We start from the raw sequence: 25,470 nt of genomic DNA, 5'->3' as shown, positions 1-25,470 counted from the left end.
ATTCATATCCCATCCCAGTAGACGTACATTGTTGCAGCCAGTTTGAGCACGGACAGCGCGGAACAACCGGAGCGTACACGCAGTACGTGAGGATTGTATTCGCTTCGCTCACCCTTCGGGCCGCCCTGAAGGGCGTTCAAAGATAAATCTTTGTGAGTACTGCCCAGGCCCAAAATGGCAAATAAAATAGTCTACTAAGTAACGCTGAATGGAGGTGCAGCATGGCATCAGGCTGGGCAAACGACGGCGCAGTACAGGATCAAATCGACAGTACCATCGACGATGCGGTCGCGCGGGCGAGAAATGCGCTTCCCAGCGGCGAGAGCCACAAATTTTGTGATGAATGCGGAGAGCCGATTCCGGAGGCCCGCCGTAAGGCGATCCCTGGGGTCAGATTCTGCGTGAAGTGCCAACAGGATAAAGATTTACATAACAATACATTTTCAGGATATAATCGCAGAGGATCCAAGGACAGCCAGCTTCGCTGACTCTCCTTTACCGTTCATTACCGCAGAAGGCGTTATCTTTTCGCGCACGTTTTTTGGCGAATAAAGTAGCAATCTGTGCCCTTCAAACTTTCTCCACGCCGCTATCGCCCTTGCGTTGACTTCGGCGACAAATAATTTATTAATATTCAATAAATTAATAATGGTTCAAAAAAATTGATGGAGACTGTTAATTTCCTTCGATTTTATATCTCGCAAAAAAACGTGATACTTATCACATCGACGGAACATCGTCCCATTAACAAAATAACCTGCGAGAGATTGACTATGAAAACCATTAAATATGCTGCCGCTGCTATTGCCCTGTCTGCCCTGTCCTTTGGTGCTTTTGCCGCTCAGCCGGTAACGTCGGCTCAGGCTGAAAGCATGAACAAAATTGGTGTGGTTTCTGCGGAAGGCGCAACGACGCTGGACGGTCTGGAAGCAAAACTGGCTGAGAAAGCAAGTGCTGCTGGCGCAACCGGCTACAGCATCACTTCTGCGAACACCAACAACAAATTGAGCGGTACCGCGGTTATCTATAAATAAGCGCGAGCCACTGTATTACCCCCTGAAAAAACCCTTGAAATACCCTTGTTTGCCCGTCCGCGCCACCGGACGGGCTTTTTTTTGCGTGCTATCCACAAGCGACCAACAAGCGACCCGCGAGCTACCAGTGCTCTGCGACCTTCGCCAGCCCCTGCTCAAGCGTGGCTACTTCGCCAGTCGCAACCAGGCAGCATGCCAGCTGAATACGCAGCGACGACGGCAGCGGTTCGCTCCCCGTCATGCAGCGCTCAATCCAGCGAGCGGTCACCTGCGGGTCTTTTGATTCCGGGAGGACCACAGGCGCCTCCGCGACCTCTGTTTGCCGTTCATACAAGACCTGCGTTTGCGCTCCCGCAATCAGGCTAATCTGCGGACAACGCTGCGGGTTGGCATACACCTCACCCTCCGTACCGTGCATCAATAACGCCCGGCCGCCGGTCTCGGCAAAAAAGGCGGCTACCCGGCCGACATACTCCGGATGCGAGACGCTCGACAGACGCAGCGCCGCATCTTCGGCAAACGGCGTCGCCAGTTTCGCCAGGGTATGCGCACTGTTACGTACCCCCATCCGCCAACGCAGGGCCAGCTGCTTCTCCAGCGGTGGGCAAAATGCGCCGACCGGAATATAGACCGGCTCGTGACTGTCTAGCCGGGCCTGCGCCTGGCCGGCATGTATCGTTGCCGGAATGCCCATCAGCTCAAAAATCGTCTCGCTCAGCACCCGGGTTGGATCGTGGCTGACGCCATGGACCACCACCGGGAAGCCGAGCTTATGCAGCAGCACCGCCAGCAGCGGCGTCAGGTTGGCCTGTTTACGCGCGCCGTTATAGCTGGGGATGACAATCGGCATTGGCCTGGCGACGGGCGGCGTCAGACGCAAGGTCTTCTGCTGCATGGCTTCGTAGAAGCCTTTCATTTCTGCTTCGCCTTCGCCTTTAATGCGCAGGGCGATTAAAATCCCGCCCAGCTCCAGCTCGGCCACGTCGCCGTCGAGCATTCGCGAGTAAAGCGCGCGGGCAGTATCCACATCCAGGTCACGCGCGTGATTTTTCCCGCGCCCGACTTCTTTAATGATCTTGCTGTAGTCCATCGAAGACTCCTGTTAGCTGCTCACATCGCCGACATCGCATTATTATCGCCGTTTACGGCGGGTCTGTTTGGCTTTCGTTTTGACGGTAACCTCAGGGACGGCAGGCTGTTCTATTGGAAAAACGGGCAATGCATTCAGTAGACGCTTACCATAATTTTTGGTCAACAAACGCTTGTCATAAATCACCACTTCGCCCCAACAGCTATGGCTGCGGATAAGGCGCCCGACCTGCTGGATCAGATTGAAAGAGGCGCTGGGCAGACTTTGCACCTCGAACGGGTAGCGATTCAGGCTCTTGAGCCATTCCCCTTCGGTAATCACCACCGGGCTGTCGATCGGCGGAAACGCGATTTTATGAATATGCACCTGGCTGAGCAACTCACCTTTGAGATCCAGCCCTTCGGCAAAGGACTGAAGCCCCACCAGCACGCTGCGCTCGCCGCCTTCAACCCGCTTGCGGTGCAGTTCCACCAGCCGGTAACGCGGTTTGTCACCCTGTACCAACAGTAGCAAACGCAGGTCGGTGACGTGTTCCAGAAAACGTTGCATCGCCCGGCCGCTGGCAAACAGCACCAGCATCCCGAGGTGTTTTTTACTCTCGACCTGTTCGCGGAAATAGGCCGCCATTTCGGCGATATGCTGCTCTTCGGTATCGATCAGCGGCTCGTAGTGCATCTGCGGGATAATGATTTTGCCCTGCTCGACGTGGTTGAAGGGGGAGTCCAGCGCCACAAAGCGGTCACCCGCTTTCTCCTTCAGACCGCTCATCTCCTGCAGACGAGAAAAACTGTTTAACGAGCGCAGCGTCGCGGAGGTGACGACAATATGCGGCACGCTGCGCCACAGCAATCTTTCGAGCTGGTCGCTGACGCGAATACCCACGCAGTGGAACCAGATATGCGCCTGCCCGTCACGCATATCGCGCGTGACCCATTTCGTCACCGGCGCGCCGGAAGACTGGGCCAGAGACGCCAGCCGCCACAGCTTGCTCTGGCTTTCAAACATCCCCAGCGCGCGGTTCATCTGCAACAGTACCCGGTGCAGACGGACCACATCGTGGCTGCCGGTTTTCTCGCCGAGATCGGTGAGGAACAGCTCCGCCAGCCCGCGCAGCATGTCGGTGAGTTTTGCCAGCCGCTGGCAAATGTCCATCACCTCCTGCGGCAGTTCGCCCATCGGGAAGCGATGCTCGGCTTCCTGACCGGCGGGCAGATACAGCGCAAGAATGTTGTTCAGCGAGGCGATCAGCTCATACAGCTCTTCGCAGTGGCTGGTCAGCCGCTCGGGGTTCGCCAGCGGTGGCGTAGTTTTAGGGCGGAACTGCTCCATGCAGGTCGCCACCAGCTTGCTGAACAGGTCCAGCTGCAGCCGATACCACGGGGCGGTCATCTCGGCGCTCATCTCCAGCGCATCGCGGGCGACGTCCGGGAGATGATGGCCTTCATCGAGCACCAGCAGCAGGTTTTTCGGCTCCGGCAGCACCGCTTCGCTCTCCATCGCCGCCATCACCAGCGCATGGTTCGCCACCACCACTTCCGCTTCCTGGATTTCGCGCCGGGCGACGAAAAACGGACATTCGCGGTAGTAGTGACAGTTGCGGTTCAGGCAGCTGGCCTTATCGGTGCTCAGACGGCTCCACAGCGCATCGTCGACGGGTTTATCGGTATGATCGCGCAGGCCGTCCCAACGGTAGCTATCGAGGTCGCTTTTCAGCGTTGCGCACAGCACCTGCTCGGCCTGATTCTTCGGCGTCAGGTCATCATCCAGAAACGCCAGCAGGTCCTGCTGGGTGGCTTCGGTGCTGGCCAGCGCCGTCAGGTTTCGCGGACACACGTAGCGCCCGCGCCCAAAGGCGGCGGTAAAACGCAGATCAGGGATGATTTTGCGCAGTAGCGGCAGATCTTTGCTGTAGATCTGATCCTGCAGCGCCACGTTGGCGGTACTGACCACCAGCGTTTTCTGCTCCTCACGGGCGATAGCAATCCCGGGGATCAGATAGGACAGGGTTTTCCCGACGCCGGTGGGGGCTTCAATTGCCAGGTGTCGTCCTTCTTCCCCGGTGAGCGTTTTCGCCACATCAGCAATCATCTGCCGCTGCGGTGGACGGGGAATAAAGTCCGGAATCTGTTCCTGAAGCGCCTTATACCAGGCGGCGATTTGCGTTTTTAGCGCAGTGGTCAAAGCCATGAGAAAACCTGAATACTGTATAAACAGCCACTATTGTGACACTTTTTGCCGGCCGGGAGGAATTTCTTTCTGCGTAATGTGGAATGAGGCTCGGGAATTGATAACGCCCGGGCGCGAATCGCAGGGCAAGCAGGAAAACGCCCCGGATGACGGCGTGATGACCACCATCCGGGGGAAGTTATATCACCAGACTACAACCCGGTGACATAACCGCGGGAGATACCGTTATTCAGCCGCTGCGGGTTTACGCGGACGACGGCGACGCTGCTGTTCGCCGGTCGGTTTCGCATCACCGATACGACGGGAAGGTCTGGCTCCGGCTTTCGGCGCATCGCCTTCCTGACGACGTGGAGCAGACTGCTGGCTGCGGCCCTGGCCCTGAGCGTTACGCCCCTGCCCCTGACCGCCGCGACCCTGGCTCTGACCACGACCACCGCCGCCGCCACGTTGCTGGCGACCGTTTTGAATCGGCTCGGCTTTGATCGACGGGTCCGGCGCATAACCTGCAACCGCGATACGTGGGATCTCTTTTTTCAGCAGACGTTCGATGTCGTGCAGCAGCTTATGCTCGTCGACGCAGACCAGCGACAGCGCTTCGCCGGTGGCAGCAGCACGACCGGTACGACCGATACGGTGAACATAATCTTCCGGTACGTTCGGCAGCTCGTAGTTCACTACGTGCGGCAGCTCTTCGATATCCAGACCGCGCGCGGCGATATCGGTGGCCACCAGCACGCGAATGCTGCCGGATTTAAAGTCGGCTAAGGCACGAGTACGGGCGCCCTGGCTTTTATTACCATGAATGGCCGCGCTGCGAATGCCGTCTTTATTCAGCTGCTCTGCCAGATGGTTGGCACCGTGCTTGGTACGGGTAAAGACCAGCACCTGCTGCCAGTTACCTTCGCCGATCATCTGTGACAGCAGTTCCCGCTTGCGCTTCTTATCAACGAAATGCACGTGCTGCGTCACCTGCTCGGAAGCGGTGTTGCGGCGAGCGACTTCGATCTCCAGCGGGTTGTGCAGCAGCTTTTCCGCCAGGGCTTTAATGTCGTCAGAGAAGGTCGCGGAGAACAGCAGGTTCTGTCGTTTAGCCGGCAGCTTCGCCAGCACGCGACGGATATCGTGGATAAAGCCCATGTCCAGCATGCGGTCGGCTTCGTCCAGTACCAGCACCTCAACCTTATCAAGGCTGACAGCATTCTGATGTTCAAGATCCAGCAGGCGCCCAGGGGTCGCCACCAGCACATCCACGCCGCTGCGCAGTTTCATCATCTGCGGGTTAATGCTCACGCCGCCGAAGACCACCAGCGAACGGATATTCAGGTACTTGCTGTAATCGCGAACGTTTTCGCCGATCTGGGCCGCCAGCTCACGGGTTGGCGTGAGGATCAGCGCACGCACCGGGCGACGGCCTTTGGCATGCGGCTCTTTCTGGATCAGATGCTGCAGCAGCGGCAGCGTAAAGCCCGCCGTTTTGCCGGTGCCGGTCTGGGCGCTGGCCATCAGATCGCGACCCTGCAACACCGCAGGGATCGCCTGCTGCTGAATTGGGGTTGGCTCAAGGTAACCTTGTTCAGCGACGGCGCGCAGGATATCAGGGTTCAGGCCAAGGGAATCAAAAGACATAACAACTCCAAACCGCCCCGGCCCATGACAGGCGTAGTTTTCGGGGAGATTATTGCAATAAGAGATGGCAAAAACCACAATGCCATGAAGGGGCGCAGTCTAGCAGGTTTTGTGACGTAGCGCATAAAATATCCCCTCGGGGTTTTTCCGCCGGATAATCCTCGTCCCCCTGCCCGGCAACGTCGGATGTCACAGAACGTCACAGAGAGTATTCACCATTCTGGACAGTTCCGCGAACCGGATATATTCTTAATCAATCGATTGATTAATTCTTTAACGCCGCGATGAATACGACACCTGCAACCACCAAAGGCGAACAAGCCAAAAGCCAGTTGATTGCCGCCGCGATCGCCCAGTTTGGTGAATACGGTCAGCATGCAACCACCCGCGATATTGCCGCGCAGGCCGGGCAAAATATCGCCGCGATCCCCTACTATTTCGGCTCGAAAGATGACCTGTATCTCGCCTGCGCGCAGTGGATTGCCGATTTCATCAGCCATAATTTTCACCCTCATGCCGATGCGGCAGAAGCGCTGCTGAATACCCCGTCACCGGATAAGGCCGCCATTCGCGGGCTGATCCTGCGCGCCTGCCAGAACATGATTTTACTGCTGACCCAGGACGACACGGTGAATCTCAGCAAATTCATCTCTCGCGAGCAGCTCTCGCCGACCCCGGCCTATCAGCTGATCCACAGCCAGGTGATCGCCCCGCTTCACCGCTACCTGACCCGTTTAATCGCCGCGTTTACCGGTCTGGACGCCGATGACACACAAATGATCCTCCACACCCACGCGCTGCTGGGGGAAATTCTCGCGTTCCGTCTCGGGCGGGAAACCATTTTGCTGCGCACCGGATGGGCGCAGTTCGACGAAGAAAAAACTGAGCAAATTTACCAGGTTGTCGCCTGCCACATTGATTTTGTTCTGCAAGGGTTATCGCAAAGGAGTCTGGGATCATGAAAAAACCCGTCGTTATCGTGTTGTTAGTTTTGCTGCTGATCGCCGCATGCGGCGGCGGCTGGTGGTGGTATCAAAGCAGTCAGCATCGGGAGCTGACCCTGTATGGCAACGTCGATATTCGGACCGTCAACATGAGCTTCCGCGTCGGCGGACGGCTGGCGTCGCTGGACGTTGATGAGGGCGATAAGATTCAGGCCGGGCAGACGCTGGGCCAGTTGGATCGCGCCCCTTATGAAAACGCCTTACAGCAGGCGCAGGCCAATGTCTCCACCGCCCAGGCGCAATACGACCTGATGATGGCGGGCTACCGGGCGGAAGAGATTGCCCAGGCCGCCGCCGCGGTAAAACAGGCGCAGGCCGCCTATGACTACGCGCAGAACTTCTATCAGCGCCAGCTGGGGTTGCGCCAGAGCAGCGCTATCTCGGTGAACGATCTTGAAAACGCACGCTCCTCCCGCGACCAGGCGCAGGCGACGCTGAAGTCTGCCCAGGACAAACTGCGTCAGTATCGCGCCGGTAACCGCCCGCAGGAAATTGCCCAGGCCAAAGCCAGCCTTGAGCAGGCGCAGGCGGCCTTAGCGCAGGCGAAGCTCGATCTGCACGACACCACGCTCGTCGCCCCGTCCGATGGCATGCTGATGACCCGCGCCGTCGAGCCGGGCAGCATGCTCAGCGCCGGCGGGACGGTCATGACGCTGTCGTTAACCCATCCGGTGTGGGTTCGCGCCTACATCGATGAAAAAAATCTCGGCCAGGCGACGCCCGGACGTGAAGTGCTGCTGTACACCGATAGCCGCCCGAACCAGCCCTGGCACGGCAAAATTGGCTTCGTCTCACCGACGGCTGAATTTACGCCGAAGACCGTAGAGACGCCGGATTTACGTACCGACCTCGTCTATCGTCTGCGTATTATCGTGGCCGATGCCGATGATTCGCTGCGCCAGGGGATGCCGGTTACCATCACCTTCAGCAACGGGAACGGACATGAATGAGGATGTTATCACCCTCAGCGGGCTGACCCGTCGTTTTGCCGGCATGGACCGCCCCGCCGTGGCGCCGCTTAACTGCACCATTCACGCCGGCTACGTGACCGGGCTGGTAGGCCCTGACGGCGCGGGGAAAACCACCCTGATGCGCATGCTGGCTGGCCTGTTGAAGGCCGACGGCGGCAGCGCCAGGGTGCTCGGTTTCGATCCGATTGCCGACGACAGCGCGCTGCACGCGATACTCGGCTACATGCCGCAGAAATTCGGCCTGTATGAAGACCTGACGGTAATGGAAAACCTCACGCTGTATGCCGATCTGCGCAGCGTCACCGGCGAGGCGCGCAAACAGACCTTCGCCCGGCTGCTGGAGTTTACCTCCCTCGGCCCCTTTACCGACCGGCTGGCGGGGAAACTGTCCGGCGGCATGAAGCAGAAACTGGGCCTCGCCTGTACCCTGGTGGGCGAGCCGAAGGTGCTGCTGCTCGATGAACCCGGCGTCGGCGTTGACCCAATCTCTCGCCGCGAGCTGTGGCAAATGGTGCACGAACTGGCGGGGGACGGGATGCTGATCCTCTGGAGCACCTCCTACCTTGATGAAGCGGAGCAGTGCCGCGACGTGCTGCTGATGAACGAAGGCCAGCTACTGTACCAGGGCGAGCCGAAAGCCTTGACCCAGACCATGGCCGGGCGCAGCTTCCTCGTTTCCAGTCGCGAAGAGAACAACCGTCGCCTGCTGCAGCGCGCGCTGAAGCTGCCGCAGATCAGCGATGGCGTTATTCAGGGGAAATCGGTACGGCTGATCCTCAAAAAAGAGGCCACCATTGACGAAGTACAGCACAACAGCCAGATGCCGGCGCTGGAAATAGCCGAAACCATCCCGCGCTTTGAAGATGCCTTTATCGATCTGCTGGGCGGCGCCGCCACCGCCGAATCGCCGCTGGGGGAGATAATCCACCGCGTCGAGGGCAACCATGATGAGACGGTCATCGAAGCCCAAAGCCTGACCAAAAAATTTGGCGACTTTGCCGCCACCGACCACGTCGATTTCAGCGTCAAGCGCGGGGAAATTTTCGGCCTGCTCGGCCCCAACGGCGCCGGAAAATCCACCACCTTCAAGATGATGTGCGGCCTGCTGGTTCCGACCTCCGGCAAGGCGCTGGTGCTGGGGATGGATCTGAAAGTCGGCTCCGGCAAGGCGCGCCAGCACCTGGGCTATATGGCGCAGAAGTTTTCGCTGTACGGCAACCTGACCGTGGAGCAAAACCTGCGTTTCTTCTCCGGCGTGTACGGCCTGCGAGGCCGGGCGCAGAACGAGAAAATCGCCCGCATGAGCGACGCCTTTGGGCTGCAAAGCATCGCCAGCCATGCCGCCGATGAGCTGCCGCTCGGTTATAAGCAACGTCTGGCGCTGGCCTGCTCGCTGATGCATGAGCCGGATATTCTGTTTCTCGATGAGCCGACATCCGGCGTTGACCCCATCACCCGCCGTGAATTCTGGCTGCATATTAATAGCATGGTGGATAAAGGGGTCACGGTGATGGTCACCACCCACTTTATGGACGAGGCCGAGTATTGCGATCGCATTGGCCTGGTGTACCACGGCAAACTGATCGCCAGCGGCACGCCGGATGCCCTGAAGGCGCTGGCGGCGAACGATGAACAGCCCGATCCCACCATGGAACAGGCGTTTATCACCCTGATTCACGATTGGGATAAGGAGCATGCTCGTGAGCGCTAAGATCCTGTCATGGCGACGCGTCCGCGCCCTGTGTGTCAAAGAGACGCGACAGATTATTCGCGACCCCAGCAGCTGGCTGATTGCAGTGGTCATCCCCCTGCTGCTGCTGTTTATTTTTGGCTACGGTATTAACCTCGACTCCAGCAAGCTGAAAGTCGGCGTTCTGCTGGAGCAGCGCAGCGAAGAGGCGCTGGATTTCGTGCACACCATGACCGGCTCGCCCTATATTGACGCCACGGTCAGCGACAATCGTCAGCAGCTCATTCAGCTGATGCAGGCGGGGAAAATTCGCGGCCTGGTGGTTATCCCGGTCGATTTCGACCAGAAGATGGCGCGCCCCGGCGACGATGCTCCGATTCAGTTGATTACCGATGGCAGCGAGCCCAATACCGCCAACTTTGCTCAGGGCTACATCGAGGGCATCTGGCAAATCTGGCAGCAGCAGCGGGCAGAGGATCGCGGTGAAACCTTTGAACCGCTGATTGATGTCCAGATGCGCTACTGGTTCAACCCGGCTGCCATCAGCCAGCACTTTATTATTCCCGGGGCGATTACCATCATTATGACGGTGGTCGGCGCGATTCTGACCTCGCTGGTGGTGGCGCGCGAATGGGAGCGCGGCACCATGGAGGCGCTGCTGTCGACCGAGATCACCCGCGCCGAACTGCTGCTATGTAAGCTGATCCCCTACTATTTCCTTGGCATGCTGGCGATGCTGCTGTGCATGCTGGTGGCGGTCTTTATTCTCGGCGTGCCGTTTCGCGGTTCGCTGGTGATCCTGTTTTTGATAACCAGCCTGTTTTTACTCAGCACGTTGGGAATGGGCTTGTTGATTTCGACCATCACCCGCAACCAGTTTAACGCCGCGCAGGTGGCGCTCAACGCCGCCTTTCTGCCGTCGATTATGCTCTCGGGGTTTATTTTCCAGATCGACAGTATGCCGGCGGTGATCCGCGCGGTGACCTACGTGATCCCGGCACGCTATTTTGTCAGCACCCTGCAAAGCCTGTTTCTGGCGGGCAATATTCCGGTGGTGCTGCTGGTGAACACGCTGTTTTTAATTGCTTCGGCGGTAATGTTTATCGGCCTGACGTGGCTGAAGACCAAACGACGCCTGGATTAACATGACGCGCCAACCTGAAATAACAGGCCGTTTACAGGGAGACTGACTATGTTCCATCGCCTATGGACCTTAATCCGCAAAGAACTGCAATCGCTACTGCGCGAGCCGCAGACGCGGGCGATTTTGATTATGCCGGTCCTGCTTCAGGTGCTGCTGTTTCCCTTCGCCGCCACCCTGGAAGTCACCAACGCCACCATTGCCATCTACAACGAAGACAACGGTCGTCATGCGGTGGAGCTGACCCAGCGTTTCGCCCGGGCCAAGGCATTCACCCACGTGCTGCTGCTGAAAAGCCCGCAGGAGATCCGCCCGACCATCGATGAGCAAAAAGCGTTATTGCTGATCCGCTTCCCGGCAGATTTCTCACGCAACCTCGACACCAACCAGACCGCACCGCTCCAGCTGCTGCTCGACGGGCGCAACTCGAACAGCGCGCAGATCGCCGCTAACTATCTGCAGCAGATCGTCAAAAACTACCAGCAGGAGTTGCTGGAAGGGAAAGCGAAACCAAACAACAGCGAGCTGATCGTCCGCAACTGGTACAACCCGAACCTCGACTACAAGTGGTTCGTGGTGCCGTCGCTGATCGCCATGATCACCACCATCGGGGTGATGATCGTCACGTCGCTGTCGGTCGCCCGCGAGCGCGAGCAAGGTACCCTCGATCAGCTGCTGGTGTCGCCGCTGGCCACCTGGCAAATTTTCGTCGGTAAAGCGGTACCGGCGCTGATCGTCGCTACGCTGCAGGCCACCATCGTGCTGGCGATTGGCATCTGGGCCTATCAAATCCCCTTCGCCGGGTCGCTGATGCTGTTCTACTTTACGATGGTGGTTTACGGGCTGTCGCTGGTGGGCTTCGGGCTGCTGATTTCATCCCTGTGCTCAACGCAGCAGCAGGCCTTTATCGGCGTCTTCGTCTTTATGATGCCGGCGATTTTGCTCTCCGGTTACGTTTCGCCGGTGGAGAATATGCCGCAGTGGCTGCAGGACGTGACCTGGATAAACCCGATTCGTCACTTTACCGATATTACCAAGCAGATATATCTGAAGGATGCGAGTCTGGATATTGTGTGGGGAAGTTTGTGGCCGTTGCTGGTGATTGCCGCCACCACCGGGTCGGCGGCGTATGCGATGTTTCGCCGGAAGATAGCCTGAACGCTTGAGGGGCTCCCCGTCATCGTTCAGGCTGTCTCAGCCACAGGTTATCTGTGTTTATGCGGATTCACGGCGTTGCTACCCTGATGCAGTCCGAAGGCTTTAGGGTAACGACTTTTATCTTTCGCCAGCAGGGATACCACCGCCGGACCTGCCAGAATCGCCAGGCCAGCCACGGCCAGCAGCAGATTGTTATGCAGCACGCGGGACAGCAGCCACAGCACGATCACCGCCACGCCAAAGTACCAGGTGGTGGTGAGCTCCTCAAGGAAGTCACCGACGTCACGCCAGCGTGAATCATGGTGACGCTGTAAAAACAGCATCGACAGTAACGTGACGCCATACAGCACGCACAGCCCTAATCCGACGTGCACCAGCACGCCACTCATCCAACCCATCACCAGTACTGCCACGACCAGTAGATGCAACATAATCTGCCAGCAACTGAGTCCAGTTGCGACGCGTACACGTTGTTGCCACTTCATGGCTTCTCTCCTGAAGGATCTTTATCTATAGCTCAGAGTACCGCACTTTACGGAAAATTCCGTAACACCGCATCTTTTTGTGACACCTACTACACTATTTCATTCAGGAAAGTGACATTGACTGGAGAAATATGGTCGAGAAATCGCACGGATGGTCGTTCAATGTACTGACCCTTAACATTCATAAAGGGTTCACGACGTTTAACCGACGCTTCATGCTGCCGGAGCTGCGTGACGCCGTCAGAAGCGTCAGCGCCGACATCGTGTGTCTGCAGGAAGTTACCGGGGAGCATACCGTTCACCCGCAGAATGTCGATAACTGGCCGGACGATCCCCATTATGAATTCCTGGCCGACTCGCTGTGGAGCGACTACGCCTACGGGCGCAATGCGGTCTACCCGCAAGGGCACCACGGCAACGCTGTCCTCTCCCGCTTTCCCATCGAATATCATGAAAATATCGATATTTCAGTGGGCGACAGCGAAAAGCGCGGCCTGCTGTACTGCCGGATCGTGGTACCGGAAAGCACCGTGGCGCTGCACCTGCTGTGCGTGCACCTGGGCCTGAGCGCCCGGCAGCGCCGCGCCCAGCTGGCGATGCTCGCCGGGCGGGTTAATCGCCTGCCCGCCGCAGAACCGGTAGTGGTGGCCGGAGACTTTAACGACTGGCGCCAGCAGGCTAACCACCCGCTGAAGGCCCAGGCCGGGCTGGAGGAGATCTTCACCCGCGCCCGCGGTCGCCCGGCGAGAACCTTCCCGGCCGGGTTTCCGCTGCTGCGCCTGGATCGGATCTACGTGAAAAATACCCGCGCCAGCCAACCAACCGCCCTGGCGCGTCATCCCTGGCGTCGCCTGTCGGATCATGCTCCGCTGAGCGTGGAGATTCAGCTATGAAATGCCGTTGGCAGGAAGGAAACCGCATCCGTTTACTGGAGAATGGCGATAACTACTATCCGGCCCTGTTCGCCGCCATTGCCCGCGCGCAGCGCAAAGTGATCCTCGAAACCTTTATCTGGTTTGAAGATGATGTCGGCTGGCAGCTCCACGCGGCGCTGCTGCAGGCCGCCCGGCGCGGGATCCAGGTGGAAGTGCTGCTCGACGGCTACGGCTCACCCGACCTAAGCGCCAGTTTCGTCGATGAACTGAGCGCCGCCGGCGTGATATTTCGCTACTACGATCCGCGCCCGCGGCTGCTCGGCATGCGCACCAATCTGTTTCGCCGCATGCATCGCAAAATCGTGGTGATTGATGAAACGACGGCCTTTGTCGGGGGCATTAACTACTCCGCCGAACACATGACCGATTATGGCCCGGAAGCAAAACAAGATTACGCCGTGCAGGTCGAAGGGCCAGTGGTTCTGGATATTCTGCAGTTTGAGCTGGAAAACCTGCCTGACAACGCCTCAACCCGCCGCCGCTGGCTGCGCCGCCGACACCCGCCGGAAGTTAACCGCAGCCCCGGTGAGGCCCAGGCGCTGTTTGTCTGGCGGGATAATCATGAACATCGCGATGATATTGAACGGCATTATCTGAAGATGCTGACCAGCGCCCGCCGGGAAGTGATCATCGCCAATGCCTACTTTTTCCCCGGCTACCGGCTGCTGCATGCGATGCGCAATGCCGCCCGCCGCGGCGTGCGGGTGAAGCTGATTGTGCAGGGCGAGCCGGATATTCCCATTGTTAAAGTCGGCGCCCGCCTGCTGTATCGCTATCTGGTCAAAGGGGGCGTGCAGATATTTGAGTACCGCCGCCGCCCGCTGCACGGCAAAGTGGCCCTCGCGGACGATCACTGGGCCACCGTCGGCTCCAGCAATCTCGACCCGCTGAGCCTGTCGTTAAATCTCGAAGCGAACCTGATTATCCACGATCGCGAGTTCAATCAGACCCTGCGCGACAATCTTGACGGGCTTATCGCCCAGGACTGCAAGCAGGTGGATAAATCGATGCTGCCCACCCGCAGCTGGTGGAATCTGGGTCAGAGCGTGATTGCCTTCCACTTTTTACGTCACTTCCCGGCCTGGGTCGGCTGGCTGCCAGCCCATACGCCGCAGCTGGCGCGGGTCAACCCGCCGGTTCAGCCGGAAATTGAAACTCAGGATCGGCTGGACGCACAAAATCAGGAAGTGTAATTGCAGGCAACGGCGTGCAGGAGATATCGCCCCGGTAACGCAATGCGTCCCGGGGCTGATAATGGTGATGGGGTTTCTTAACGGCGGTTGCCGAAAATACGCAACAGCATCAGGAACAGGTTGATAAAGTCCAGATACAGCGTCAGGGCGCCGAGTATGGCGTATTTGCGCAGCGTTGAACCGTCGCGGGTATCGATCTGCTCGCCGATGTTTTTCAGCTTCTGGGTGTCATAGGCGGTCAGGCCGACAAAGACAATCACCCCGATATAGGTAATCACCCACATCAAAGCTTCACTCTTCAGCCAGAAGTTAACCAGTGACGCCAGAACAATACCAATCAAGCCCATAAACAGCATGTTGCCGAAGCCGCTGAGATCGCGTTTGGTGGTATAGCCGTACAGGCTCATGATGCCAAACATCCCGCCGCTGATCACAAAGGTGCTGGCAATCGACGAGTAGGTGTAGACCAGAAAAATGCTGGATAGCGTCAGCCCGGTCAACGCCGAATAGAGCATAAACAGCGTGGTCATTACCCCAGCACTCAGCCGCTGTACCATCCCGGAGAGCACGAAGACCAGCGCCAGCTGGGCAATAACCAACCCGATAATGACCAGTTGGCTGGAGAAAATAAACATTCTCACCGCCGGGGTATTGGCGGCAAACCAGGCAATAAAGGCGGTCAGCAGCAGGCCGACCGTCATCCAGCCGTAAACCTGAGCCATATAGGTTTGCAGGCCGCTTCGCACCTGAACGATGGAATCTGAACGTGGGAATCTGTCCATGACTATCTCCTGATTAACACGGTATCTCTGATTAAGCGTATCACACTACCAGCGCTCTGCCGCCTGACGATCGCTATCGCGGGCATCCACCCAACGTTCGCCTTCCGGCGTCGCTTCACGCTTCCAGAACGGCGCCCGGGTTTTCAGGTAGTCCATAATGAACTCCCCGGCCTCAAAGGCGCTGCTGCGGTGGGCGCTGGTCACGCCGACAAACACAATTTCTTCGCCCGGCCACATTTCGCCGATGCGGTGAATCACCGTCACCCGGCCCAGCGACCAGCGCTCCCGCGCCAGTTCGACGATCTCCGCCAGCGACTTTTCCGTCATCCCCGGATAGTGCTCGAGGGTCAGCGCCTTCACGCTATCGCCAAGATTGTGGTTACGCACTTTGCCGGTAAAGGTCACCACCGCGCCGTCTTCATCGCGCTCGGCCAGCCACGGGTATTCGTCACCCACGCAAAAGCGTGCTGGGCTGACGACAATGCGGGTCTGCGTCATCTTAACCCCCTGTGACCGGTGGGAAGAATGCGACTTCGTCACCGGGAGCCACCGGATGGTCAAAGTTGGTCAACGTCTGATTGACCGCCGCCAGCAGCTTGCCCGCTTCCAGCGCCAGCGCCCAGCGATCGCCCTGGCTGGCGAGCTGTTGGCGAATAGCCTCCACCGTCAGTGGCGCGTCCGCCTCAAGCGTCAGCGCATCGGTACCGACCAGTTCGCGCACCTGAGCAAAAAACAGAACCTTAATCATGGGTCTCGTCCGCCTTGAAATCACCGGATTTGCCGCCGCTTTTCGCCAGCAGGCGCACCGGGCCAATGACCATATCTTTTTGCACCGCTTTGCACATATCGTAAATCGTCAGCGCCGCAACGGAGGCCGCGGTCAGCGCCTCCATCTCAACCCCGGTTTTCCCGGTCAGGCGGCACAGCGTCTCGATGCGCACCCGGTTCTGTTCCGGCAGCGCCTGCAGGTTGACTTCAACCTTGCTCAGCATCAGCGGATGGCACAGCGGGATCAGCTCCCAGGTCCGTTTGGCGGCCTGAATACCGGCAATACGGGCGGTGGCGAAAACATCGCCTTTGTGGTGGCTGCCGTCGATAATCATCGCCAGCGTCGCCGGCTGCATTTCGACCCAGGCTTCAGCCCGGGCTTCACGTACGGTTTCCGCTTTGGCGGAGACGTCCACCATGTGCGCTTCGCCAGCGGCGTTAATATGCGTCAGTTGTGACATAGCTTATTTCTTAAGATGAGAGATAAAGTTGCACGGGCGCGTGCGCGCATCCAGCTGCGGGGCAATGATGTTGTCCCACGCGGTACGACAGGCTTTGGTTGAACCCGGCATAGCAAAAATCAGGGTCCGGTTCGCCACCCCGGCAATGGCCCGGGATTGCAGGGTCGAGGTGCCAATCTCCTCAAAGGAGAGCATGCGGAATACTTCGCCAAACCCTTCCACTTCGCGATCGAACAGCGGCCGGAGCGCTTCCGGCGCCTGATCGCCATCGGTAAAACCGGTCCCGCCGTTAATCAGCACCACCTGGACGTCATCGCTGGCGATCCACGCCGACACCTGGGCGCGAATGGCGTAGCGGTTCTCTTTCACGATGGCCTTATCGGCGATGTGGTGGCCCGCCTCCTGCGCCGCGTCACGCAGCCAGTGGCCAGAGGTGTCGTCCTCTTCGCCACGGCGGCTGGATACGGTGAGAATAGCAATGCGGGTCGGGGTAAACTCAGCGCTGGTCTGACTCATCTGTTTGCTCCTTTATTCCCGTCATACTTCAAGTTGCATGAGCGTTGGCTTTCCTCGTTCACCCCAGTCACTTACCTGAGTAAGCTCCTGGGGATTCCCTGCGTCGCCGCCTTCCTGCAACTCGAATTATTTAGGGTATAGAATCAATTATCCGCCAATATACGACAGGTTTTGCGTAATACCGGTGTTGCCCTGATGCAGGAAATGGGTTTGTTTTTTATGGGTTAAGGCTTCAGAAATGCGTGTTTCCAGCGCCGCCTGCTGCTGGTCTTCGGCAAGCAGATCGCGTAAATCCACGCCACCGTCGCCAAACAGACACAGATGCAGTTTACCCACCGAAGAGACGCGAAGCCGGTTGCAGGTGGCGCAGAAATCTTTCTCGTACGGCATGATGAGGCCAATTTCACCGGCGTAGTCCGGGTGGCAGAAGACCTGCGCCGGGCCATCGCTGCGCTGGCTAATCTGGTGGATCCAGCCGCGGCGCAGCAGCTCATCGCGCAGGACCATGCCGGAGATATGGTGACGGCGAAACAGGTCGCTGCCCTCGCCGGTTTCCATCAGTTCAATAAAGCGCAGCTGGATGCGGCGCGGTTGGATCCACGCCAGGAAGGTGTCGAGCTGATGATGGTTCACATCGCGCATCAGCACGGTATTGACCTTCACTTTTTCGAAACCGGCGGCGAAGGCGGCGTCGATACCGTCCATCACCTGCTGAAATTTATCCTGCCCGGTAATGGCATGGAACTGACGCGCATCGAGGCTATCGACGCTGACGTTAATCGCCGTCAGCCCGGCATCACGCCACTGCTGCACGTCACGGGCCAGGCGGTAGCCGTTGGTGGTGACCGCAATCTGGCGAATGGCGCTGTTTTCACGTACGGCGGCAATAATGTCGGCGAAATCACGACGTAACGACGGTTCGCCGCCGGTCAGGCGCACTTTCTCGGTGCCGAGAGCCGAAAAGGCACGCGTCACGCGACGCACTTCGTCTACGCTGAGAAAGCCTTTATTGGTGACCGCGCCGGGCTTGTAGCCATCCGGCAGGCAGTAGGTGCAACGAAAGTTACACACGTCGGTAATTGACAGGCGCAAGTAATAAAACTTACGCGCAAACGCGTCGGTAAGCTGGGAAGCCATATACACCTTTCCAAATACGGGAGACGCGGTCATTTCTTTCCACGCCCTGGTGACAGGCGGAGCCGTCACGGCCAAAGCACCATATCTTGCGACACAGGTACAGGGGCTAGAGTGTTAACAGGTTAATGCCGATAGTAGCGCGGATACGACGGTTTCGCCATTTTCCATTTCGTTATATAATTATGTATATATCGATACGATCGTGCATTTTCGTTACAGAATAGCCAAAAACCAGGCTTTTGCATTGATATCGGTCAGTTTGTCAGGATCCGCCCATCGTCTTTTAGGGGTAGATCGGTTACTGTGAGCCCGTTTAATCGCTATTAAGGAATCTCTATGCGTACTCGTACGTTCGCCGATCTCGATCGCGTGGTGGCACTGGGCGGCGGGCACGGTCTGGGCCGGGTGATGTCGTCGCTCTCCTCGCTCGGTTCACGCCTGACCGGTATTGTCACGACCACCGATAACGGCGGTTCGACGGGTCGTATTCGTCGCTCCGAGGGCGGTATTGCCTGGGGGGATATGCGCAACTGCATTAACCAGTTGATCGCCGAACCCAGCATCGCGTCGGCGATGTTTGAGTATCGTTTTGCCGGTAATGGTGAACTTTCTGGTCATAACCTCGGAAACCTGATGTTAAAGGCGCTCGACCACCTGAGCGTGCGGCCTTTAGAGGCCACCAATTTGATCAGAAATCTGCTGAAAGTAGACGCCTTTTTGATCCCGATGTCGGAACAACCGGTGGATTTGATGGCCATTGACCATGAAGGCCATGAAGTTTACGGCGAGGTCAATATTGACCAGCTGCCCTGCGTCCCGCGAGAGCTGATGCTCTCCCCGCCGGTGCCCACCACCCGTGAAGCGGTGCAGGCCATTGCGCAAGCTGATTTAATCCTGATTGGGCCGGGCAGTTTCTACACCAGCCTGCTGCCTATTCTTCTGCTGGATGAGATGGCCCAGGCCCTGCGCCGCACCCCCGCGGCGATGGTGTTTATCGACAACCTAGGCAAAGAGCACAGCCCGGCCGCCAGTTTGACCCTGGCGGATCGCGTCGGGATTATGGAGCACTATATCGGCAAGCAGGTGATCGATGCGCTGATCGTCGGGCAGAATACCGATATCAGCGGTCTTGAAAACCGCACCATCGTGCAGACGCGGTTGGACGCAGTTGATGTTCCCTATCGCCATGACCGGGCGCGCCTGCGTAGCGCGCTGGAGGAAGCCATTCAGGCCATCGGCTAAGGCATGACGACGTAACGGCGACGGCAGAACCGCCGCCGTTATCTTAAAATCTTAAGGTTGTCTTAAATTAACGCTGTCACCATGGCCACTATCTTAGTCCCAGGATTGTTGCCATGTCGCTACTCCCGTTACGTCGGCCGGTCATGAGCCGTACGCTTTATCTGATTCTCTTTGCGCTGTATATCGGGCTGCTGCTGAACCTCGCGTTCTATCGCCAGGTCTTCACGCTGCTGCCGGTCAACAGCCTGCATAACTGGCTGGTGTTCCTCAGCATGCCGGTGGTCGCGTTCAGCGTGATGAATATCCTTACCACGCTGGCCTCTTTCCTTAAGCTCGACCGGCTGGTTATCAGCCTGTTCATTCTGCTCAGCGCCTCGGCTCAGTATTTTATCTGGACCTTCGGGGTGATTATCGATCGCGCCATGATCACCAACATTCTGGATACCACCCCGGCGGAAAGCTTTGCCCTGATGTCCGGCAGGATGGTTCTGACGCTGGGGCTGTCCGGCGTTCTGATGGTTGCGCTGGCCTGGTGGGTAAAAGTGGCGAAGCCGAAGACCGCGTGGCGTGGGATCCTGATGCGCCTGCTGAACATCGCCGTCTCTGCGCTGCTGATTCTGGTGGTCGCGGCGCTGTTTTATAAAGATTACGCCTCGGTCTTTCGCAACAACAAAGAGTTAGTGAAATCACTGAGCCCGTCGAACAGCATCGTGGCGATTAACTCGTGGTATTTCCACAACAAAATGGACAATTTGCCGCTGGTGAAAATTGGCGAAGATGCGACCCAGAAAGCGGAAATGCGTCACGGACCGCGCAAGAATTTAACCATTCTGGTGCTCGGCGAAACCTCCCGGGCGCAGAACTTCTCCCTCGGCGGCTACGATCGCGAAACCAACCCGCGCCTGAAACAAGACGATGTGGCCTACTTCGCCAATACCACCTCATGCGGAACCGCCACCGCGGTGTCGGTGCCCTGCATGTTCTCCAATATGCCACGCGCCCATTATGATGAAGAACTGGCGCACCATCAGGAAGGCGTACTGGATATCCTGCAACGCGCCGGCGTTCAGGTGCTGTGGAACGACAATGACGGCGGCTGTAAGGGTGCCTGCGACCGCGTACCGCATCAGAATGTCACCGACCTGAACCTGACCGGGCAGTGCATCGATGGTGAATGTTACGATGAGGTGCTGTTCCATAATCTGGAAAGCTACATCGATAATTTGCAACAGGATGGCATTATCGTGCTGCACACTATCGGCAGCCATGGCCCGACGTACTACAATCGCTATCCTGCTGAATTCAAGAAATTTACCCCAACCTGCGAAACCAACGAAATCCAGAGTTGTACTCAGCAGCAGTTGACCAATACTTACGACAACACGATCTTATATGTCGATTATGTGGTGGATAAAGCCATCAAATTATTGCAGTCAAAGCAGGATAAATTCACCACCAGCCTGGTGTATCTCTCCGACCACGGTGAGTCGCTCGGCGAAGATGGGGTCTATTTACACGGACTGCCGTGGTCCATCGCCCCGGAGACGCAAAAACATGTGCCGATGCTGATCTGGCTGTCAGCGGATTACCAGCAGCGCTATGGCGTCTCCAGCCAGTGTCTGCAGCAGAAAGCCAAAACGGAGCCTTATTCTCAGGATAATCTGTTCTCCACCCTGCTCGGTTTACTGGGGGTCAATACCCACGAGTACCGGGCAGCTGACGATATTGTAACGCCATGCAGAAGCGAGGCCGGTAGATGAAAATCTTAGTCATTGAAGACGACGCACTCCTGTTACAGGGATTGATTCTGGCGATGCAAAGCGAGGGGTACGTCTGTGATGGCGTCGCCACCGCCCATGAGGCCGCGCTGTCTCTCGCCAGCAACCACTACAGCTTGATCGTGCTGGACCTGGGCCTGCCGGATGAAGACGGCCTGCACTTCCTGGCGCGCATGCGCCGGGAAAAATTCACTCAGCCGGTGCTGATCCTCACCGCCCGCGACACCGTCGACGATCGGATTAGCGGTCTTGATACCGGGGCGGATGATTATCTGGTGAAACCCTTCGCCCTGGAAGAGCTGAATGCCCGCATCCGCGCCCTGCTCCGCCGCCATAATAACCAGGGCGACAATGAGATGTCCGTCGGCGATCTGCGGCTGAATATCACCCGTCGCCAGGTCTGGCTGGGCGACAATGCGCTGGACCTGACGCCGAAAGAGTACGCCCTGCTCTCACGCCTGATGATGAAAGCGGGTAGCCCGGTGCACCGCGAAATTCTCTACAACGATATCTACAGCTGGGACAACGAGCCGGCCACCAACACGCTGGAAGTGCATATCCATAACCTGCGCGATAAAGTCGGCAAGGCCCGTATTCGCACGGTCCGGGGATTTGGCTATATGCTGGTGAATCAATCAGAGACGGAATAACGCCATGGCACTGTTCGCAAGTGAAAACTGGACGATGCGTCATCGCCTGCTGCTGACCATTGGCGCCATTCTGGTCGTGTGCCAGCTGATCAGCGTCTTCTGGCTGTGGCATGAAAGCAAAGAGCAGATCCAGCTGCTGGTGGCGAGCGCCATCGAAGGACATAACAATCAGAAGCACGTCGAGCACGAAGTGCGGGAGGCGGTTGCCAGCTTACTGATCCCCAGCCTGCTGATCGTCGGCCTGGCGCTGTACATCAGCATGCTGGCGGTGAGAAAAATTACCCGTCCGCTGTCGACGCTGCAAAGTGAGCTCGAAAGCCGCACCCCGGACAACCTGCAGCCCATCACCCTGACGGAATCGGTCCCGGAAGTAACGGCGGTGACGACGGCCATCAATCAGCTGGTGTCCCGACTGAACCTGACGCTCGACCGCGAGCGGCTGTTCACCGCCGATGTCGCCCATGAGCTACGCACGCCGTTAGCCGGTCTGCGCCTGCACCTTGAGCTGATGTCCAGGGCGCACAACGTCGAGGTGACGCCGCTGATCCAGCGTCTGGATCTGATGACCAACAGCATTTCGCAGCTGCTACAGCTGGCCCGTGTCGGCCAGTCGTTTTCCGCCGGTAGCTATCAGCGTGTCGCGCTGCGCGAAGATGTGATCGAACCGGTGCGCGACGAGCTGGAAACCATGCTCGCACAACGCCAGCAAACGCTGGAGGTTGTCTGCCTGTCTGAAAGTGGTTGTGAGGATGTGATTGTCTCCGGTGACGCGACGTTGCTGCGGGTGGCACTGCGTAACCTGGTGGAAAACGCCCATCGCTACAGCCCGATACAATCGGTGGTCAAAATCTCAATTCAGGCAGGCGCCACGCCGGTTATTGCGGTGGAAGATCGGGGGCCGGGGATTGATGAAGCGAAAAGCGGTGAGCTGAGCAAAGCGTTTGTCCGCATGGACAGCCGCTATGGCGGGATTGGCCTGGGGTTAAGTATTGTGACGCGCATCGTCCAGCTGCACGATGCCCAGTTCTTTTTACATAACCGCCAGCCGGGCCCTGGCGTACGGGGCTGGATCCAGTTTCCCGCGCTGTCGCGTCAGAAGGTCAAAACCCACTGATGGAAAAAGGCGACCACCACGATAAACGCGCAGGTCACGGCCAGATACTCACGGATGTTTAATTTTTGCATGACACTATCCTCATCAGAATGGGGATAGTGTCGCCTGGCAAGATTAAGCTGACATTAAGCCAACGATTAAATGCGGACGAAAGATAAAAAATCAGCGCGCCGTCACGCTGTACTGCCGCTCCGGCACGGTAATTTCCGCAATCCAGGTTACGAAGCGGCAATAAACAGCTCGCGCAGCTGATGCAGCTGGTCGCGAATCTGCGCCGCCTCTTCGAACTCGAGGTTCTGCGCGTGCTGCATCATCAGCCCTTCCAGCTCGTGAATTTTCTGCTGGAGCGCTTTCGGCGTCAGCACCACTTCCGGGGTATCTGCCTCCACCGGCGAACGTGATTTGCCGCGCCCTTTGGCTTTGGTTTTGGCGATGTTGCTGCCCAGCGCCAGAATATCGACCACTTTTTTATTCAGCCCCTGCGGGGTAATACCGTGCTCTTCGTTATAGCGCTGCTGCTTCTCACGACGACGCTCCGTCTCGCTGATAGCTTTCGCCATCGAGGCGGTGATCTTGTCGCCATACAGAATCGCTTTACCGTTGATATTACGCGCCGCACGGCCAATGGTCTGAATCAGCGAGCGCTCGGAACGCAGGAAACCTTCTTTGTCGGCATCGAGGATCGCCACCAGTGAGACTTCCGGCATATCCAGCCCTTCACGCAGCAGGTTAATCCCCACCAGCACATCAAACTCGCCCAGCCGCAGGTCGCGGATGATTTCCATGCGCTCCACGGTGTCGATATCCGAGTGCAGGTAGCGCACGCGCTCGCCGTGCTCTTCGAGATACTCCGTCAGGTCTTCCGCCATGCGTTTGGTCAGGGTGGTCACCAGCACACGTTCATTGATGACCACGCGGGTACGAATTTCTGACAGCAGGTCATCGACCTGGGTGGCCACCGGACGCACTTCAATAATGGGATCCAGCAACCCGGTCGGACGTACCACCTGATCGACCACTTCATCGCCGGATTTTTCCAGCTCGTACGGCCCAGGCGTTGCCGACACATAGATAGTCTGCGGCGCCAGCGCCTCAAACTCTTCAAATTTCATCGGGCGGTTATCCAGCGCGGAAGGCAGTCGGAAGCCGTACTCCACGAGGGTCTCTTTACGCGCCCGGTCCCCACGATACATGCCGCCAATTTGCGGGATGGTGACGTGGGATTCATCGATAACCAGCAAACCGTCCGCCGGCAGGTAATCGAACAGCGTTGGCGGTGGCTCGCCCGGACCACGCCCGGAGAGATAGCGCGAGTAGTTTTCGATGCCGGAGCAGTACCCTAGCTCGTTCATCATCTCGAGGTCAAACTGCGTGCGCTGCGACAGCCGCTGCTCTTCCAGCAGCTTATTGTTGTCCAGCAGCACTTTGCGCCTTTCCGCCAGCTCGACTTTGATCTCTTCCATCGCCTGCACAATGCGCTCACGCGGCGTAACGTAGTGCGTTTTCGGGTAGATGGTAAAGCGCGGGATGGTGGATTCAACCTGGCCGGTCAGCGGGTCGAACAGCGACAGTCGCTCGACCTCTTCGTCAAACAGTTCGATCCGCAACGCAACGTCGTCTGATTCCGCCGGGAAGACGTCAATCACCTCGCCACGCACCCGGAAGGTACCGCGCTGGAAGGCCTGATCGTTGCGGGTGTACTGCAGCTCTGCCAGGCGACGCAAAATCGCCCGCTGGTCGATGAGCATCCCGGTGGTCAGGTGCAGCATCATCTTCAGGTAGAGATCAGGATCGCCCAGACCGTAAATGGCCGACACCGACGCCACCACCACGACATCGCGCCGCTCAAGCAGCGCCTTGGTCGCCGAGAGACGCATCTGCTCGATGTGTTCGTTCACCGATGCGTCTTTCTCAATGAAGGTGTCGGAGCTCGGCACGTAGGCTTCAGGCTGATAATAGTCGTAGTAGGAGACGAAATACTCCACCGCGTTTTCCGGGAAGAACTCTTTCATTTCACCGTACAGCTGCGCTGCCAGGGTTTTGTTCGGCGCCAGCACCATGGTCGGGCGCTGGAGATCGGCAATAACGTTAGCGATGGTGAAGGTCTTACCCGACCCGGTCACCCCCAGCAGGGTTTGATGCGCCAGGCCATCTTCCAGCCCCTCTTCCAGACGCCGGATGGCTTCCGGCTGGTCACCAGAGGGACGGAATGGGGAATGCAGCGTGAACGTTTTACTCATATATCTGGCCCTGAAGAAGGATGGGACGCCTGGTGGTATGCGGCAGGTGTTTAATTCTACCCTTCACGCCAGCTTTTGCCAATAAATAATACTGTACATAAAAACAGTATCACATTATTGTTTATGCTCACCGTGGCGGGAAGGTGACTCATTTTGGGGTGAAAGCTGACCATCTTGCAGAATAATCCGCCAGACAGTAGGGTTATCCCCAGAAAAATTTATCATTTAACATTTGTCAAGCAAGGTAATGAATCTTTTATGGCAGCAG

General features: G+C 57.8%; 24 protein-coding genes and 1 riboswitch. Of the genes, 13 read left to right on the top strand and 11 right to left on the bottom strand.

What is annotated here, in order from left to right:
- Nucleotides 1–221: 221 nt before the first annotated feature.
- Together EDF82_RS13650 and ybiJ are read left to right on the top strand one after the other, a co-directional pair.
- Complete coding sequence (locus EDF82_RS13650; RefSeq protein WP_123756063.1) at nt 222–488, top strand: DksA/TraR family C4-type zinc finger protein; 267 nt, start codon at nt 222–224, stop codon at nt 486–488.
- 285 nt (nt 489–773) lie between these two features.
- The gene (gene ybiJ, locus EDF82_RS13645) at nt 774–1,034 is read left to right on the top strand and encodes a DUF1471 family protein YbiJ (RefSeq protein ID WP_123756062.1); all 261 of its coding nucleotides are present in this window, start codon (nt 774–776) and stop codon (nt 1,032–1,034) included.
- A gap of 121 nt (nt 1,035–1,155) precedes the next feature.
- Here the strand turns inward: ybiJ and ybiB are convergent, their stop codons facing one another.
- The 3 genes from ybiB to rhlE all read right to left on the bottom strand — a co-directional run bounded on the left by ybiB (nt 1,156) and on the right by rhlE (nt 5,937).
- The gene (ybiB, locus tag EDF82_RS13640; RefSeq protein ID WP_123756061.1) at nt 1,156–2,124 is read right to left on the bottom strand and encodes a DNA-binding protein YbiB; all 969 of its coding nucleotides are present in this window, start codon (nt 2,122–2,124) and stop codon (nt 1,156–1,158) included.
- Between the two features lie 42 nt (nt 2,125–2,166).
- A complete protein-coding gene (gene dinG, locus EDF82_RS13635; protein ID WP_123756060.1) occupies nt 2,167–4,311 on the bottom strand; it encodes an ATP-dependent DNA helicase DinG in 2,145 nt (714 codons plus the stop codon).
- A gap of 225 nt (nt 4,312–4,536) precedes the next feature.
- A complete protein-coding gene (gene rhlE / locus EDF82_RS13630) occupies nt 4,537–5,937 on the bottom strand; it encodes an ATP-dependent RNA helicase RhlE (RefSeq protein ID WP_123756059.1) in 1,401 nt (466 codons plus the stop codon).
- Between the two features lie 284 nt (nt 5,938–6,221).
- On the opposite strand from rhlE, the gene cecR reads away from it, so the two are divergent.
- From cecR to EDF82_RS13605, 5 genes are read left to right on the top strand one after another with little or no spacing between them, the layout of a single operon-like run.
- Nucleotides 6,222–6,899: a transcriptional regulator CecR gene (cecR, locus tag EDF82_RS13625; RefSeq protein WP_123756058.1), complete on the top strand. Its 678-nt coding sequence runs from the start codon at nt 6,222–6,224 to the stop codon at nt 6,897–6,899.
- Nucleotides 6,896–7,891, top strand: a complete 996-nt coding sequence (hlyD, locus tag EDF82_RS13620) for a secretion protein HlyD (protein WP_123756057.1) — start codon at nt 6,896–6,898, stop codon at nt 7,889–7,891. Before cecR ends, hlyD begins: the two co-directional genes overlap by 4 nt.
- Nucleotides 7,884–9,623, top strand: a complete 1,740-nt coding sequence (locus EDF82_RS13615; RefSeq protein WP_123756056.1) for an ATP-binding cassette domain-containing protein — start codon at nt 7,884–7,886, stop codon at nt 9,621–9,623. The genes hlyD and EDF82_RS13615 overlap by 8 nt, the downstream gene beginning before the upstream one ends.
- Nucleotides 9,613–10,746: an ABC transporter permease gene (locus EDF82_RS13610; protein WP_174508437.1), complete on the top strand. Its 1,134-nt coding sequence runs from the start codon at nt 9,613–9,615 to the stop codon at nt 10,744–10,746. Before EDF82_RS13615 ends, EDF82_RS13610 begins: the two co-directional genes overlap by 11 nt.
- 48 nt (nt 10,747–10,794) lie before the next feature.
- Nucleotides 10,795–11,901 carry an ABC transporter permease gene (locus tag EDF82_RS13605; RefSeq protein ID WP_123756054.1) on the top strand — a complete coding sequence of 369 codons (1,107 nt, stop codon included), beginning with the start codon at nt 10,795–10,797 and terminating at the stop codon, nt 11,899–11,901.
- Nucleotides 11,902–11,948: 47 nt separating this feature from the next.
- Here the strand turns inward: EDF82_RS13605 and EDF82_RS13600 are convergent, their stop codons facing one another.
- Nucleotides 11,949–12,386: a YbhQ family protein gene (locus tag EDF82_RS13600; RefSeq protein WP_123756053.1), complete on the bottom strand. Its 438-nt coding sequence runs from the start codon at nt 12,384–12,386 to the stop codon at nt 11,949–11,951.
- A gap of 131 nt (nt 12,387–12,517) precedes the next feature.
- On the opposite strand from EDF82_RS13600, the gene EDF82_RS13595 reads away from it, so the two are divergent.
- On the top strand, nt 12,518–13,279 hold the full coding sequence (locus EDF82_RS13595; protein ID WP_123756052.1) for an endonuclease/exonuclease/phosphatase family protein: 762 nt from the start codon (nt 12,518–12,520) through the stop codon (nt 13,277–13,279).
- Nucleotides 13,276–14,514 carry a cardiolipin synthase ClsB gene (clsB, locus tag EDF82_RS13590; RefSeq protein WP_123756051.1) on the top strand — a complete coding sequence of 413 codons (1,239 nt, stop codon included), beginning with the start codon at nt 13,276–13,278 and terminating at the stop codon, nt 14,512–14,514. Before EDF82_RS13595 ends, clsB begins: the two co-directional genes overlap by 4 nt.
- Before the next feature lie 77 nt (nt 14,515–14,591).
- Here the strand turns inward: clsB and EDF82_RS13585 are convergent, their stop codons facing one another.
- From EDF82_RS13585 to moaA, 6 genes are all read right to left on the bottom strand, one after another.
- Nucleotides 14,592–15,296, bottom strand: a complete 705-nt coding sequence (locus tag EDF82_RS13585; RefSeq protein WP_123756050.1) for a Bax inhibitor-1/YccA family protein — start codon at nt 15,294–15,296, stop codon at nt 14,592–14,594.
- A 45-nt stretch (nt 15,297–15,341) separates the two neighbouring features.
- Nucleotides 15,342–15,794, bottom strand: a complete 453-nt coding sequence (moaE, locus tag EDF82_RS13580) for a molybdopterin synthase catalytic subunit MoaE (protein ID WP_123756049.1) — start codon at nt 15,792–15,794, stop codon at nt 15,342–15,344.
- 1 nt (nt 15,795) lies between these two features.
- Nucleotides 15,796–16,044 (bottom strand): molybdopterin synthase sulfur carrier subunit, encoded by a 249-nt coding sequence (gene moaD / locus EDF82_RS13575; protein ID WP_123756048.1) that lies wholly within the window; start codon nt 16,042–16,044, stop codon nt 15,796–15,798.
- On the bottom strand, nt 16,037–16,525 hold the full coding sequence (moaC, locus tag EDF82_RS13570; protein ID WP_123756047.1) for a cyclic pyranopterin monophosphate synthase MoaC: 489 nt from the start codon (nt 16,523–16,525) through the stop codon (nt 16,037–16,039). Before moaC ends, moaD begins: the two co-directional genes overlap by 8 nt.
- A gap of 3 nt (nt 16,526–16,528) precedes the next feature.
- Nucleotides 16,529–17,041: a molybdenum cofactor biosynthesis protein B gene (gene moaB / locus EDF82_RS13565; protein ID WP_123756046.1), complete on the bottom strand. Its 513-nt coding sequence runs from the start codon at nt 17,039–17,041 to the stop codon at nt 16,529–16,531.
- 147 nt (nt 17,042–17,188) lie between these two features.
- On the bottom strand, nt 17,189–18,178 hold the full coding sequence (gene moaA / locus EDF82_RS13560; protein ID WP_123756045.1) for a GTP 3',8-cyclase MoaA: 990 nt from the start codon (nt 18,176–18,178) through the stop codon (nt 17,189–17,191).
- A riboswitch (molybdenum cofactor riboswitch) is annotated at nt 18,166–18,304 on the bottom strand. (Overlaps the previous gene by 13 nt.)
- A gap of 210 nt (nt 18,305–18,514) precedes the next feature.
- On the opposite strand from moaA, the gene yvcK reads away from it, so the two are divergent.
- The 4 genes from yvcK (at nt 18,515) to pmrB (ending at nt 22,962) form a co-directional block, all read left to right on the top strand.
- On the top strand, nt 18,515–19,420 hold the full coding sequence (gene yvcK / locus EDF82_RS13555; RefSeq protein ID WP_123756044.1) for a uridine diphosphate-N-acetylglucosamine-binding protein YvcK: 906 nt from the start codon (nt 18,515–18,517) through the stop codon (nt 19,418–19,420).
- A gap of 113 nt (nt 19,421–19,533) precedes the next feature.
- Nucleotides 19,534–21,180, top strand: coding sequence for a phosphoethanolamine transferase EptA (gene eptA, locus EDF82_RS13550; protein ID WP_123756043.1), 1,647 nt, complete (start codon nt 19,534–19,536; stop codon nt 21,178–21,180).
- The gene (gene pmrA / locus EDF82_RS13545) at nt 21,177–21,848 is read left to right on the top strand and encodes a two-component system response regulator PmrA (RefSeq protein ID WP_123756042.1); all 672 of its coding nucleotides are present in this window, start codon (nt 21,177–21,179) and stop codon (nt 21,846–21,848) included. The genes eptA and pmrA overlap by 4 nt, the downstream gene beginning before the upstream one ends.
- A gap of 4 nt (nt 21,849–21,852) precedes the next feature.
- Nucleotides 21,853–22,962, top strand: a complete 1,110-nt coding sequence (gene pmrB, locus EDF82_RS13540) for a two-component system sensor histidine kinase PmrB (RefSeq protein ID WP_123756041.1) — start codon at nt 21,853–21,855, stop codon at nt 22,960–22,962.
- 218 nt (nt 22,963–23,180) lie between these two features.
- On the opposite strand, the gene uvrB is transcribed toward pmrB, so the two are convergent.
- Nucleotides 23,181–25,202 (bottom strand): excinuclease ABC subunit UvrB, encoded by a 2,022-nt coding sequence (uvrB, locus tag EDF82_RS13535; RefSeq protein ID WP_123756040.1) that lies wholly within the window; start codon nt 25,200–25,202, stop codon nt 23,181–23,183.
- Nucleotides 25,203–25,470: the final 268 nt, after the last annotated feature.

This window comes from Klebsiella sp. BIGb0399, from assembly GCF_003752615.1.
GTDB classification, from domain to species: Bacteria; Pseudomonadota; Gammaproteobacteria; order Enterobacterales; family Enterobacteriaceae; genus Klebsiella; species Klebsiella lignicola.
This window is presented reverse-complemented; position numbering and strand designations above follow the sequence as displayed.

Excerpts from the sequence above, each read along its gene's own strand:
- uvrB (WP_123756040.1), bottom strand. The coding sequence starts at position 25,202 with ATGAGTAAAACGTTCACGCTGCATTCCCCATTCCGTCCCTCTGGTGAC.
- moaA (WP_123756045.1), bottom strand. The coding sequence starts at position 18,178 with ATGGCTTCCCAGCTTACCGACGCGTTTGCGCGTAAGTTTTATTACTTG.
- yvcK (WP_123756044.1), top strand. The coding sequence starts at position 18,515 with ATGCGTACTCGTACGTTCGCCGATCTCGATCGCGTGGTGGCACTGGGC.
- pmrB (WP_123756041.1), top strand. The coding sequence starts at position 21,853 with ATGGCACTGTTCGCAAGTGAAAACTGGACGATGCGTCATCGCCTGCTG.
- eptA (WP_123756043.1), top strand. The coding sequence starts at position 19,534 with ATGTCGCTACTCCCGTTACGTCGGCCGGTCATGAGCCGTACGCTTTAT.
- moaB (WP_123756046.1), bottom strand. The coding sequence starts at position 17,041 with ATGAGTCAGACCAGCGCTGAGTTTACCCCGACCCGCATTGCTATTCTC.
- EDF82_RS13595 (WP_123756052.1), top strand. The coding sequence starts at position 12,518 with ATGGTCGAGAAATCGCACGGATGGTCGTTCAATGTACTGACCCTTAAC.
- cecR (WP_123756058.1), top strand. The coding sequence starts at position 6,222 with ATGAATACGACACCTGCAACCACCAAAGGCGAACAAGCCAAAAGCCAG.
- ybiB (WP_123756061.1), bottom strand. The coding sequence starts at position 2,124 with ATGGACTACAGCAAGATCATTAAAGAAGTCGGGCGCGGGAAAAATCAC.
- moaE (WP_123756049.1), bottom strand. The coding sequence starts at position 15,794 with ATGACGCAGACCCGCATTGTCGTCAGCCCAGCACGCTTTTGCGTGGGT.
- moaC (WP_123756047.1), bottom strand. The coding sequence starts at position 16,525 with ATGTCACAACTGACGCATATTAACGCCGCTGGCGAAGCGCACATGGTG.
- rhlE (WP_123756059.1), bottom strand. The coding sequence starts at position 5,937 with ATGTCTTTTGATTCCCTTGGCCTGAACCCTGATATCCTGCGCGCCGTC.
- ybiJ (WP_123756062.1), top strand. The coding sequence starts at position 774 with ATGAAAACCATTAAATATGCTGCCGCTGCTATTGCCCTGTCTGCCCTG.
- clsB (WP_123756051.1), top strand. The coding sequence starts at position 13,276 with ATGAAATGCCGTTGGCAGGAAGGAAACCGCATCCGTTTACTGGAGAAT.
- EDF82_RS13605 (WP_123756054.1), top strand. The coding sequence starts at position 10,795 with ATGTTCCATCGCCTATGGACCTTAATCCGCAAAGAACTGCAATCGCTA.
- EDF82_RS13585 (WP_123756050.1), bottom strand. The coding sequence starts at position 15,296 with ATGGACAGATTCCCACGTTCAGATTCCATCGTTCAGGTGCGAAGCGGC.
- EDF82_RS13600 (WP_123756053.1), bottom strand. The coding sequence starts at position 12,386 with ATGAAGTGGCAACAACGTGTACGCGTCGCAACTGGACTCAGTTGCTGG.
- moaD (WP_123756048.1), bottom strand. The coding sequence starts at position 16,044 with ATGATTAAGGTTCTGTTTTTTGCTCAGGTGCGCGAACTGGTCGGTACC.
- EDF82_RS13615 (WP_123756056.1), top strand. The coding sequence starts at position 7,884 with ATGAATGAGGATGTTATCACCCTCAGCGGGCTGACCCGTCGTTTTGCC.
- hlyD (WP_123756057.1), top strand. The coding sequence starts at position 6,896 with ATGAAAAAACCCGTCGTTATCGTGTTGTTAGTTTTGCTGCTGATCGCC.
- EDF82_RS13650 (WP_123756063.1), top strand. The coding sequence starts at position 222 with ATGGCATCAGGCTGGGCAAACGACGGCGCAGTACAGGATCAAATCGAC.
- pmrA (WP_123756042.1), top strand. The coding sequence starts at position 21,177 with ATGAAAATCTTAGTCATTGAAGACGACGCACTCCTGTTACAGGGATTG.
- dinG (WP_123756060.1), bottom strand. The coding sequence starts at position 4,311 with ATGGCTTTGACCACTGCGCTAAAAACGCAAATCGCCGCCTGGTATAAG.